Below are 12,320 nucleotides of genomic sequence, written 5' to 3'. Positions count from 1 at the left end.
ATGTTCCCGACATTGGGAAGTGTCGAGGCTTGGACTTCAAATATCTTTGTCGTCGTCCTTCATAAGTGCGACATAAGGAGAAACATGAACGTACTCGGCAACCTCATCAGTCTCGTGGCGAACGCCGTGGCAGCCACACCGACCGGATCTTGGGCTGGTCTGCCGCATCTCTGATACCAGGGCATGCTCCCGGGTGCCTACCTCACCCGGGAGCATGCCTGGGGCACTTGACCGGGCCGAGAAATAACATTCACCGTCCAACGTTATCTATTCTAATTCACACAATGATTTCCTCTCGATTGATTCTCTGCCCTATGATCTTCTCTGGTCGGCGCCGTCGGCGGTGATCGCGTCCGGCGGTGGCTGCCCACGCGCGCTTCGTCCGCGGGATGACATTCTTTCGGACTGCTTGAGTGAGAGCTGGTATGCGCGACAGGATATCTTCGGCCGTCTACTGCTGCTCTTGCCAGTTCTTGAGTTCGATCAGCTCCCGCCAATTGCCACCGATGTAGTTGCAGAGGCTCTGAGACTCCTCACCAGGCGCACCAATTTGATCAACCTCTATGTCGCATCGATCGGTTGGCCATGCATCAACACTCCCCATCATCTGCTCCGTGCCTGCGCAATCAGGAATACGTGGCGACCAAGAATGATCGCGATGAGGGCGAGTGTGCGGTTCTGTCTATCAGCCGAGTAAGGATTGATAGAGTATCGCCTCCATGCGTCGGAAGTCCTCATAGTCACGCTCGATGGCGACCAGATCCGATGAAATCAGATACAAATGACCAGGGCATACTGTCAGGTTTGTGGTTCGTGACAACCACGCTGTCGTATCGAGCGCGCTATCGAGGCTGTATAGGGTCGACAGCGCGAGAATTTGGTTCCATTCTGCTCGGCCGTGTATCGGGCCCTCGCTGGTGCTGAGGAAATATACATGCCGGGCGTGCCGATCATGTGGAATAGGCCGGGTAGTGCTGTGTGCGAATCCCTCAGGATCGAGATAGGCGGCGACGAGCAGTGAATTCTGACTGTGGCCGAGTGTCGCGTATACGGCGGCTGGATCACACGCTCCTTCGGGGCGAGAGCTGGTTTCGATCAAGACGGGGCCGTTAGGGCGCATCATGATCTCGGTGTGGGCTGCACCGTTCATGGTCCCCACAGCGTCGAGAATTCTCGTGCAGAAATCTGTCAAAGTTCTATAGGGCTCCTCATTGGGGTGCACGAGATCCGAATACACGCACACTGCCGTACGGTCTACCATTCTCCGCTGCATACGCCACACGTCGGTGACGAAGTGATGTCCTGCGGAACTGATCGAGTTGACGGTGTACTCGACGCTGTCTTCGGAAACGTCTTCCTGCACCAAGACAGCGTCATTAACATGCCCGAATATGTCCTTTTCGCCTATCAGCGCTTTCACTGCGGCAAGTAGAGATTTTTCGGAGTCGACGAAGTGGACGCCGTTCGCGCCGGTGCTGGAGACTGGTTTGACCACGGCCCGCGGAGAGGGGAGCCCTCGATAGAATGCGGCGGCTTGATCCGCTCGGGTGACCCGAGCCCCATCGATTGTCGACAGACCGTGGCGGGACACGCATTCGGCCATCGCTACCTTGTCTCTGCGTGCTGAACTGAGGCGGGGATTATTTCCTGGCAGGTGTGGAAAATGCTGCGACAACTTGTCGGCGAGAAGTACTCCCGACTCCATGCCTGCCACAATGCATATGATCTCGAAGCGACTCAACTCTGAAACGATAGATTCTACGCTCGCGTGGGCGTACTCGTCCAGGATGGTCACGAAGTCATGGCGCTGCAAAGCTTCTGGCGCTGTCGACTCTCTGCCATCGCGGCTCATGACGGCGACACAGTGGTGACCGAGGCCGCTGAACAGTCGTGGTAGTCGAGCTCCTGCTCGAACAGGATCGACGATTACGACCACACGCTTGGGCCGCGGGGTCACAGTGGTCTAACTACCTGCGAGGTTGATCGGTGAAGTGGCTTGTGCCAAGTGTGCGAAGTATGCGAATGGAGCTCCTCCCAGTAATCGGCGAGCAGGCCCAGGTAACTGTCGTAGCCATGTTTCAGTAGGTCGATCTGAGTCGTGTCGCGACATATTCGAGCGGCGGTGGAAATCGAGTGCATCTTATGCTCCTTTTCCGTTGCCCCAATATGGAGATAGAAATATTCAGAATTCACATGAAATTCTTCGAGGGAGAAATAATCCATATAGTTTCGCATCCCTTCGTATAGTAGTACCAGTTGCGGGTATGCATGCCACTCTTGAGCGAGAAGTGCCCCGCAGCCGATTTCTGGGCGCGGCTCACCAAACAATGTCATTCCGTCGCGAACGAGACGCTTAGTGGCAGGCAATAACGGTCCGTCGATATCAGAAAATACAACTGGCTTGCCATGTAAACGCGACAGCAATTGTTCCAGCATATTTCGGAGCAACACCGCATGCGTTTTTGAAGGATCTCCGTGACCCAGCTCGTCATCGAGGTTTTCGACAGTTTCCGTTCGGGCGCCCGCGTCGGTCAATCGGAGAAATAGCGTAGCTAGCCTGTCTGCAGTAGGTGAAACATGAGCATAGAAATTGCGTGCAAACAATTCCACGTCCGCGACCGGCCAGGCGCAATCTCGCCAGCATGAATAGAATGTGTTGTTGAGGGCGGGGTGTTCGTAACAACTAGATGCGATTGCTTCGATCTTCGCATGTGCATCCTGGAGTGACAGTTGTGTCCTTTCCCTAGATGGCAAGTTGTGCACAGAATGAAGTTCTGTAAATGGCTCTGACATGACGGAATACCTCCGAGGGGTAGCCTTGTGATGCCGCTGAATATAATCTGGTTAATAGTATTTCAACAATGTGAGATTTTTGATTGTGAGATTTTTGATTCAAAAGTGTGTCTATTAGTTTCCGGCGTACTGTTTGGAATCTTTCGGAATTTATACCGGCGAGGTGAGTTTTTGTCAAGCAGGGTGCCGCGCGATCGAGGTGCGGATTTGTGGAAGAAGATTGAGAGACCGTCCGGTATTGAATTTCTTCAACTCTTCTCTGTGGTGGGAATTGAGCCTAGAATGTCGGATATATAATTGCACGCACCCAGTGAAATGCATGTTCGCTGGACTATTTCGTGGACGTCCAGGAGATTTATGGCTTTCGATGGACCGTTTGAATGTGTCGAAGTTGCCAAGCAGCTGCGGGATTTGAAGAATCGGTTGCCAGGTTGAGGCGGCTGGTCGGTCCGACACCACAAAACAGTTGGCAGGTCGGCTCCGATGAAGTCGACGTGTGTCGTATCAAAGCTGCCGCGAATCCGCTTTCGATCCCGGCAAGACCCAAGAGGCTGACACTCGATCTTGCTCACACGGCATTGGTCGTAATCGACCTGCAAAACGACTTCTGTCACGAGAAGGGCTGGCTCGCGTCGACCGGGCGTGACGTCTCGGCAGCGACGTCCGCGATCGACACTGTCGCAGAGCTACTGCCGGTCCTCAGATCTACAAAGGTGCCGATAGTTTGGGTTACTTGGGCTGCGCGGGCGGACCGCGCGAACATTCCTCCGAGCGTGCTGCATACTTACGACTTCGCCGGAGGAGGTCGAGGCATCGGCTCGCCGCTGCCAGGTTCAGGCGAACATGCGATGCAAACAGGCAGTTGGTCCGCTGAGGTCGTTTCGCGATTGATCATCGCCGATAGTGACCTTCATGTTGCGAAACATCGACTGAGCGGGTTCTTCGACACACCACTGGACTCAATATTGCGGAACCTTCGTGCAGACACGCTGATGTTCGCCGGCGTGAATGCTGACCAGTGCGTGCTCGCTACCCTGACTGACGCCGCATGTCTCGGTTACGATCCGATCCTGCTCTTGGACGCGGTCAGCACTACTTCTCCCGATTTCTGTATGCGGGCAACGGTGTATAACGTCGAACATGGCCTCGGCTTTACCGCCAACGCTGCTGACATCATCGCTAGCCTCGGCACGGCACAGGGATAGTTAACATCCGAGACGGCTCCATGTGCAGGTCTGACACGTGTCGTTCGGCACGAACTGAATAATTCTCCGCCGAGGTCGCCGTCCGGGAGGAGAGTGTACGTGTCCCTCGGTTGGGAACTAACACAATCGAGTTTCGGCCACCCTCCGGCGTCCGAGTTGGTTGATGACTGAAGCTTGGCCTGCGATAGCTTCCTACCGCTCAGTGATCCTGTTCTGGCACAATGCATTTCCGAGGTATTCACTACCCCGGAAATGGAGTGAAGTGATACTCCACCGATACGAGAATTGCCATCGGCGACCCTCGGTTTCGCTGCTGACCGACAACCTAGCGGACCGCAGTCACGAGCTGATCCCGGCGACATAGCAGCTCGATGTGCAGATCCTGGGTCCGGTTCGCGCCGATGTGTCTTTGGCTACCACTGCCGATCGAGAACTGTCGTATGGGAAACACAAGAGTGTTCCGATGGGTGACGTTCGACAACTTCGTAGCCGCAGACCGTCTACATCGAGGCCATGTCTTCTCATTGCTGGGAAATCGTGACACGCAGGGGCAGATTGGGACTACCTGGTGGAGAAAGTGCCACGTTCACGCCATTCGAGAGGCTTCATATGCTGGTTGGTGGAGTGCGATGCGATTCAAAGATCGACATGGTTAGGGCCGATTGTTCCCACATCAGACAGGAGTCCTACTGGTGGACTGAGTCCCAAGGCTGTACCTGGTTGCCGTCGCTACGGGCCTGCCGGCCAGTTGGCGCAGATTGCATGCACGGGAAGCGGTTCCCGCGCCATCTCATTGCAGTCCTGGGTTTTTCGTCGGGCAAAGACATCGTGCTGGCGCTGCTTGCGGCGATTCAAGATGCCGACGATGACCTTCCAGATGCAGCTGCGGCCTATTGCATATTTGGCGGATATCTGGAGGAGAAGGGGAACGAATGCATCGCACCGACAATCGGTTCCTCGCCCGGGACGAGAACGCCGGCCATGCTTGCCGTCGGGCTCAGCAGTGCATCACTGCTGAGTGAGCGGCTGCGGCTAGCTGCCCGACTGGCTGAGTACGCATGTCGCGGGTATGGCGCGTCAGACCCCTATGTCGGCGGGTTCTGCCACCTCGCATGGATATCGTAGCGCCTACAGTTTTGGAATTCGCTTCTCCCGATGTGGAAGTTCGGGGACACGCGCCATTAGCGCCATCGTGTGTCATCCTTCAACACTAGGAAGTCATTGTGGACAACCCAGTCAGCATTCATGATCGGAAAGGTGTTGCCGCGACTCGGTTTCTGACGATTGGACAGGGTCGTATCGCGTACGACGCGATGGGGGAGGGGCCACTGGTGGTGATGGCTCCGGGTGCGGGTGATCTCCGGCAGGTGTATCGCTTCCTCGCGCCGAAGCTGGCCGAGGCCGGCTATCGCGTGATCACTGTGGACCTACGAGGGCACGGAGAATCGAGTATGTACTGGGCCTCGCACGATGGCGGCGATGTCATCTCGCACACTGATATCGCCGGTGACCTGCTGGCAGTAATCCGGGCTCTTGGCGGACCCGCGGTCATTGTCGGGCATTCCATTTCTGGTGGCGCCGCCACCATTGCCGCTGCGCGCGCACCGGGACTCGTACGTGGAGTGATCGAGCTCAACCCGTTCACCAGAACCCAAACTTTCTCTCCCGCAGCATTTCTCACAAATCACCGGTATCGGCTGGGCATGATTTGGCGGTCGATGGCGCGTATGCGCGAGAGTCCGAAACAGTGGGTGAAGTACTTGAACGTAGCATATCCGATCAAACCGCCCGACTATCGGGAGTACATCGCTGAGCTATCCGAGAATTTGTGTGCACCAGGCAGATTCGACGAACTTCTCAAGACTATCGAGACTACTCCCGCTGATGCCGAAGCGCAGCTACCGAATCTGATTCGCCCAGCATTGATTATTATGGGCACGAAGGATCCGGACTTCCCGGATCCCGAGGCCGAAGGACTTGCGATCGCCGCACTCATGCCCGAAGGACTCGGTACGGTCGCACTGTCCGAGGGTTCGGGGCACTGCCCGCACGCCGACGCGCCGGACAGGGTCGCTGAACTTGCTCTCAACTTCCTGGCCGAGAAGCTGGAGCGATGAAATCCTCCGTCTTCCGATCTTCGAGCATTTCTCTTGCCTGCGCCGCAATTTCATAGAACAGGCATTCACCAAATTCAAGTATTGGTGTGGTGGCGCTAGCCGTTGAATGACTGAAGCCATCAGGACCTAACCCCCAGTTTAATTCATGTTGCGTTTGTGGCGGGGCGGCGCAGATTGCGGCGGAAATCGTCAGTGCCCTGGCCGGTCCACCGTCGGATGGCACGGCGCAGGGTTCGGGCGTCTGCGTAGCCGAGCCGGGCTGCGATCGACTGGAGTGGCAATCTCGTATCGCGTATGAGGCGGACGGCGTGCTCATACCTGACCAATTCGACCTCATGCCGCCACGTGGTACCCATCTCGTGCAGGCGGCGCTGCAGCGTGCGCGCGCTCATGGTCAGTCGACCGGCCGCTTCATCGATATTGACATCGCCTTCGCACAGGGCGATGGCGATGATGGCGTGCAGGGTTTGTGGCCAACTCGGTGCGGGATGCGATGTTGCCAATACCAGTTCGGCGTAATGACGCAGCATGGCACCGAGGTGTGGGCAGGTGCCAACCGGCAGTGCGCCCGCGTCGAGGAAGGTCAGTTCGGCGCATGGGGCACCGAAATCAATGTGGCTGGTACCGAATTCATCCACGAGATAGCTATAGCGATTGCTGGATCGGTGGCTCAGTGTAACCCGAATCGGGACTAGATGCTTGTGGGTGGCGGCACGGACACGGCGCAGCATGATCGAAAGCATGAACTCCTCGACTGGCGCGAGGACTGGATCATTCTCGATGATGACCGTATCGCGAATGGTCAGCAAACGTCCGTTTTTCATCACGATCCAGCCGATGCTCGGATCCGCCACCACACCACGCAATTCGCCGTCGGTGTGCGTCGTCTGACCGAGTGCGGGACCGCTGGTGAGAAGGTGGTCCCACACTCGCAGTTCAGCAGGACCGGCTGCTGCGGTAGCGAGCAGACCTGACCCTGGACCAGCGGTTGCATCTATGAGTTCCCATGCACGCCAAGCCCATTCGGTCGGCACCCGAAAACAGTCGTCGGCCAGTGCCGCTGGATTCACGCTTGGATCAATCTCGTCCAGCGCTGCGGGCAGGACACCAACATTGAGCGCGGTGGTTCGGATCAGTCCGGCGAGGCGGGTCGGTACGGTGCCTTCGATCACCACCGGAGCATAACGGCCGTTTCGACTCGATTTCGGGCCCGCTGGCGCGTTCTGCTCCCTCGATTGGATGGGTACACGCGATCAGACGCCGATTCCCGAGGTCGGAGGGGCATTTCGATCTTGCCGGGCGAGGACCGAACATGCCAGTGCCACTGAGGAATTCGTACACTTCGAGGCATTTGCGCATTCCGCAGGCAGTATGCCGTCACGTGGTTCCGGAGCGATCCGCCACGACCGGTCCCGACGTGTATGGCGTGGGGAATCGCGAAGTGCCATCGAACATGAGAATCGCGATTGTGTCCATGTCTGCCAAGGGATTCCATTCGCAGGTCTCGGAATTCGAAGACCCGTCTCGTCCTTGTATCTACCACGACGAAGAGGATGGATTTGGAATCGATTGCACTGCAAAGGGAATGGTCCTCTCGGTGCTGTAATCATCTCTGTGCCAACGTTGTCCGTGTGTCGGCTCTCGAACTAGGCCCTGGTGTGTGCAGCGCTCTGTCTTGGAAAGGACGATCCAGCCGGCGGGGCGCTGGCGCGGAGCCACTGCGGCATGATCATGACGGAGGGAGCAAATACCCACTGAATTCCGGCCCGCATGAGCTAGGTGGACGTTTGGGTGACGTCGCTGATGCGCCGCGGACGCCTGCGGCTTGCCGCTGCTGAACGCCAGCGGTATCTAGCGATGGCCATAGGGGATCAGGGTATCGAAGTGTTATGTCGGATTTGGATACCGTAAGGGACCATTTGCGCCACGGCGCTAGTTGGTCGCTCGATCCTGAAGGCGCCTGGATGACTATCCGGCTGCTGGGAATAGTCTGCTAATCCTTCAGACCGTTAGGGATCGGATTACAACGCGCGGATTCTCGCGACTGGGAATAGCAGCGAGACGGCGGGTGTAAGCGCGGGTACGGTTCGGCTCACCCAAGACGCTGTCGGACTGGAGCCTTGAGCTACGCACGATGGCGGTAGTCGGGGTCGAGTCGCTTCCGGGCTCGGACTTGCCCGCCCGGAGTCCGGAAGTGTGGCATGTGGCTTGGGATACCCCTCGCCCGGCTGGCCAACCTGCGGGGAATACTATCGCTCTTTCTTCCCGGTGGTGGAAATAATTCGACGGCCTTGACTGTAAGTCATTGCTAGGGTCTTGATCCTGCAATGTCGACTGGGTATGTAAATGCAAGTAGTGGATCAGGATAACGGAAGTGACTGTTTTACCTGCGAATTATCTGACGATAGATCGATTCGCTCGGACCGATGATGAATTACTTGATCATCTGGATTCCTTCGTAGCGGTGATACAAGCGGAAGAACCCTATGTCCTTGGCTATCCAGGAAATCTTAATTTCAGTTTCAACCGACTGAGTGGCCTGCTGGATATCTTCCTCAACAATGTTGGCGACCCTGGCAGCTATGAGATACCTGCGGCGGGGTCCAAGGCGATGGAACGCGCGGTCGTCGAGTTCATGACTCGGTTGGCGAACGGCGATCCCTACGACACGTACGGTTACCTTGCCTCCGGTGGTAGCGAGGCCAACCAGTTCGGGCTGGACCGCGGCTGTACATTGCTGCCGGAGGCGAAGATCTACTGCAGCGCTGCTGCACACTACTCGATCCGGAAAAGTGCGCGGCTGATGCGCAAACCATTGGTCGTCATCCCTTGTGATCGTGAAGGCAGGATGGATACTGAAATGCTTGCCAGCATCTGCCGCCGGGAAGCAGGGAGAGGCGCGGTGGTCGTGGCTACAATCGGCACAACCATGACGGGGGCGGTCGATGATATTCCTGCGATCGAGGCGGCCGCGGCTGGTGCCGGGGACGTTTACGTCCATGCCGATGCTGCTTTGAGCGGACTTATTCTGCCGTTCACGCCATGGCGCGAGAAGTGGGGCTTCGGGTATCGGCATGTCGGCAGTGTCGCTGTCAGTATGCACAAGATGCTTGGTGTGCCAGTCCCCTGTGCGGTGGCACTGTGCCGGCGGGGGTTCGTCAACCCACAGGTAGAAGGCGAGTATGTCGGGGTCACCGATGCCACACTTGGTTGCTCACGCAGCGGTCTGGCTAGTGCGTTGAGCTGGTACGCGCTCGCGAGCAAGGGCGCGACCGGTCTTGCGCGAGAGGCACACCGTGCGCTGGACACCGCCGAGTATGCTGCCAGGCGGCTTGCTGAAGCGGGGCTTCGCCCTGCACTTTTTCCGGCATCGATCATTGTCGTCTTCGATCGGCCGGAAGCGTGGATCTGCCGAAAGTATCATCTGGCTACCGAAGGCGATCGGGCACATATTGTTACGGTTCCGCATGTCGCCGAAGCGGTTATTGACGAATTGTGCCTGGACATCGTCGGGAGTCGGTACTGATTAGACCACGCCGCGTGCAGACCCACGCTCAGCGCCCGTGAACCGAAGACTGGGGAATCTCGGATAGGTCAACGTATGTCCAGCGTCCGAGGATCGAAATCTCGATGCCTTCAGGGCTTGCGGCTAGTACTAACAGCCGCGTGCCACGCGGGTTTCATTACTTTGACGTAACACTCAGGCGGGTTGTGCCGCAGAAGTCGGCCACCGCGCTGGACGCGTTACCGCTGGCCCAGGCCAATCGCGATATCAGCGGGTCCCGCGTGGACAGGGCAACCGGCGCTGTACATATCGTCTGGTAGCCTGTGCCGCCTGCCCCAGTTCCCTCCAGGACTGGAAATCCACTTCCGAAGTTTCCACCGTTGGGAATGCTGGATGGAGACGTCGGAAGGGTATCGATATTCTGGACTATGCTGGACGCCCTGCCGCGACGACATGGGTATCCCGGGATGTCCAGTTCAAGACCGATTTTTGCTGATTGCGGCAACTGGATGCCTGGACCTCGTTGTGAGGATGGTATCGAATGGCAATCCGAAATAGAGACACCGAACAAATGATGTCACGGATCCCCTCCCCTGTTAAATTCCCCTTCGCTCCGGTAGTCTGTTCGGCGTCGCTGTTGCCGACCGCCCGTGAGTTACATATTGCGTTGTGTGTTCGTTCAACCGCCGAGCCATTGTGTATAGGGGCGCACGCCTTGCGCGAGGTGCATCGACGTCTACGAGAAGAGCCTGCGGCCTTCCATCTACTGGCGAACCAGCATTCGCTGCTGCTCCGCGATATGGTGAATCAATTGAACCAGCGGCTATCGCGAGGCAACCCCCGGACAACAGCCAGTGCTCGATCGTTCGCGGAACTCATCGACCTTATGGCCGCGACTGCGGATCGTGCCCTCTACCTGCTCGAAATGCTAGGCGGGGCTGATCTGCGCACCCATAAGACCTGGACGAGCCTGGCTGAGCTCGAACTCATATACACCGACCTGAGAACAGGGCTGGCCAGGCGTTGGGCCCCCTGCCCAGCCGCTTGATTCGCTGTAGCCGTCGGCGGTTCGATTCCCAGCGGTGGAAAATTGAATCTGGAGCTGTAAACTCGCCGTGCTTGTCCCCCGACTCGTCAGATCAAATATTCACTGCCCTCGATTTTCTCCAGACCAATGGGAGCGCTGCATCCGCGGGGTTGTCATTTGTACCATGATTCGTCGTATTCCCAGACACCGAACATCGGAGTTTCAAGTATGACCAAAAAAGATGCTATCAACCCCACGGTATTGCTCGAAGGACTCGCATTGGGTGAATCCCCCCGCTGGCATGAGGGTCGTCTGTGGCTCTCGGATTGGTTGGCCGGGCACATTCTAAGCATCGACGAGAAGGGTACTCCTAGAGTTGAACTCCGAATGGCCGGTCTCCCATTCTGCTTCGATTGGCTCCCTGACGGTCGCCTGCTAGTGCTCTCGAACGGCGACGAGCGTAAACTCCTCCGTCGCGAACTTGACGGCACTGTGGTCAGCCACGCCGATCTCACGAACCTATCCGAATACCCATGGAACGAGATTGTCGTGGACGCGCACGGCAATGCCTATATCAATAGCATCGGGTATGACATGATGGGAGGTGAGGATCCCCGTCCAGGCAGCCTTGCCGTGGTTGCCCCGGATGGCAGTGTCCGCAGTCTCTCCGATGACCTGCACTTCCCCAACGGGATGGCCATCACGGCCGACGGGTCGACGCTCATAGTCGCTGAGTCGCACGCGAAACGGTTGTCCGCGTTCGATATAGAGAATGATGCCACCGTGACCAATCGCCGTGTGTGGGCCGAGGTTGACGGCTACCCCGACGGAATCTGTGTCGATGCCGAGGGGGCGGTCTGGGCCGCAGCGATGGATCGCTGCCTCCGAATCGCCGAGGGTGGCGCAGAACTGGCTGAAGTTGTCCTCGACCGTAGCGCGTTCGCCTGTACGCTCGGCGGCCCCACGGGGGACACCCTGTATGTCGTGGCCGCAGAATGGAAAGGCCCGGAATACATGTCGCCCGAGAACCGGACGGGCCGTGTCCTTACCGTGCGTGCCCCAGCAGCTCATGCCGGCCGCCCCTAAGGACACCTTTTACACTCCACATTGTTCGGACCAGCTGGCCTGAATGTGGAATGGACATAACGCTCATTTGGCGAGTCTCAGCCAATCCCGCGTGCCTCGCTCTGGTAATGAAATGTATGCGTGAGTGGCTATCAGACTTTGCGAAGTCATGGAGCAATGAGATCCCGACGACCTTCCCCGAATTCCATCCGTCCGCGACCGTGGGCATCTCCCAATCCTGCCTGCGGAACTGACTGTCCGAGACTGCATAGACGCTGACGGACGCAAAGGTGGCTCGACTGGCCGTTGATCGGCGATATCGACTACGTCCAAGGGACTTCCCACCCGTTCGTCGTCCAAAACATGCGCAACGCATTCGCGATCGTCGCGCTCGATCCCACGGGCACTACCGGTGTGGTCGAGCGCCGAATTACCGCCCCGGGCCTCGATGTACCGACGACCGTCGCCATGTTCGCCGGTCGCCTGTACCTGCCCAATGCTCGCTACGACACCGTCCCCGAGCCCAGCACGCGGTACTCGGTTATCAGAGTCGGCTAGGTGTTGTGGGTCGTGACGTTGGTGACGCTGGGCCGGGCGTGAGGTGAGGG

The 12,320-nt window shown here is 57.7% G+C and carries 9 protein-coding genes; 6 read left to right on the top strand and 3 right to left on the bottom strand.

Annotation, left to right across the window (positions count from 1 at the left end; translation table 11 throughout):
* Positions 1-685: 685 nt before the first annotated feature.
* Both ACFVUS_RS25610 and ACFVUS_RS25605 read right to left on the bottom strand, forming a co-directional pair.
* Positions 686-1,852: an ATP-grasp domain-containing protein gene (locus ACFVUS_RS25610; protein WP_387771367.1), complete on the bottom strand. Its 1,167-nt coding sequence runs from the start codon at positions 1,850-1,852 to the stop codon at positions 686-688.
* A 101-nt stretch (positions 1,853-1,953) separates the two neighbouring features.
* Positions 1,954-2,793, bottom strand: a complete 840-nt coding sequence (locus tag ACFVUS_RS25605) for an iron-containing redox enzyme family protein (protein WP_387771364.1) — start codon at positions 2,791-2,793, stop codon at positions 1,954-1,956.
* Positions 2,794-3,224: 431 nt separating this feature from the next.
* On the opposite strand from ACFVUS_RS25605, the gene ACFVUS_RS25600 reads away from it, so the two are divergent.
* The 3 genes from ACFVUS_RS25600 (at position 3,225) to ACFVUS_RS25590 (ending at position 6,115) form a co-directional block, all read left to right on the top strand.
* On the top strand, positions 3,225-3,998 hold the full coding sequence (locus ACFVUS_RS25600; protein WP_387771361.1) for a cysteine hydrolase family protein: 774 nt from the start codon (positions 3,225-3,227) through the stop codon (positions 3,996-3,998).
* Between the two features lie 762 nt (positions 3,999-4,760).
* Positions 4,761-5,123 (top strand): hypothetical protein, encoded by a 363-nt coding sequence (locus ACFVUS_RS25595; RefSeq protein WP_387771358.1) that lies wholly within the window; start codon positions 4,761-4,763, stop codon positions 5,121-5,123.
* A 98-nt stretch (positions 5,124-5,221) separates the two neighbouring features.
* A complete protein-coding gene (locus tag ACFVUS_RS25590) occupies positions 5,222-6,115 on the top strand; it encodes an alpha/beta fold hydrolase (RefSeq protein ID WP_387771355.1) in 894 nt (297 codons plus the stop codon).
* A 143-nt stretch (positions 6,116-6,258) separates the two neighbouring features.
* Here the strand turns inward: ACFVUS_RS25590 and ACFVUS_RS25585 are convergent, their stop codons facing one another.
* Positions 6,259-7,287: a helix-turn-helix domain-containing protein gene (locus tag ACFVUS_RS25585; protein ID WP_387771352.1), complete on the bottom strand. Its 1,029-nt coding sequence runs from the start codon at positions 7,285-7,287 to the stop codon at positions 6,259-6,261.
* A 1,202-nt stretch (positions 7,288-8,489) separates the two neighbouring features.
* On the opposite strand from ACFVUS_RS25585, the gene ACFVUS_RS25580 reads away from it, so the two are divergent.
* From ACFVUS_RS25580 to ACFVUS_RS25570, 3 genes are all read left to right on the top strand, one after another.
* Complete coding sequence (locus ACFVUS_RS25580) at positions 8,490-9,641, top strand: aminotransferase class I/II-fold pyridoxal phosphate-dependent enzyme (RefSeq protein WP_387771349.1); 1,152 nt, start codon at positions 8,490-8,492, stop codon at positions 9,639-9,641.
* A gap of 1,234 nt (positions 9,642-10,875) precedes the next feature.
* Positions 10,876-11,733, top strand: a complete 858-nt coding sequence (locus ACFVUS_RS25575; RefSeq protein WP_387771347.1) for an SMP-30/gluconolactonase/LRE family protein — start codon at positions 10,876-10,878, stop codon at positions 11,731-11,733.
* 285 nt (positions 11,734-12,018) lie between these two features.
* Complete coding sequence (locus tag ACFVUS_RS25570) at positions 12,019-12,270, top strand: hypothetical protein (protein ID WP_387771344.1); 252 nt, start codon at positions 12,019-12,021, stop codon at positions 12,268-12,270.
* The last annotated feature ends 50 nt before the right edge of the window (positions 12,271-12,320 follow it).

The organism is Nocardia sp. NPDC058058, from assembly GCF_042885355.1.
Classification (GTDB): Bacteria; Actinomycetota; Actinomycetes; order Mycobacteriales; family Mycobacteriaceae; genus Nocardia.
Note: the sequence above shows the minus strand (reverse complement) of the source record. Positions and strands in the feature narration are given on the sequence as shown.

What these genes read in the sequence shown, in the direction of transcription:
- ACFVUS_RS25605 (WP_387771364.1), bottom strand. Translation starts at nt 2,793, where the DNA reads ATGTCAGAGCCATTTACAGAACTTCATTCTGTGCACAACTTGCCATCT.
- ACFVUS_RS25610 (WP_387771367.1), bottom strand. Translation starts at nt 1,852, where the DNA reads ATGAGCCGCGATGGCAGAGAGTCGACAGCGCCAGAAGCTTTGCAGCGC.
- ACFVUS_RS25595 (WP_387771358.1), top strand. Translation starts at nt 4,761, where the DNA reads ATGCACGGGAAGCGGTTCCCGCGCCATCTCATTGCAGTCCTGGGTTTT.
- ACFVUS_RS25575 (WP_387771347.1), top strand. Translation starts at nt 10,876, where the DNA reads ATGACCAAAAAAGATGCTATCAACCCCACGGTATTGCTCGAAGGACTC.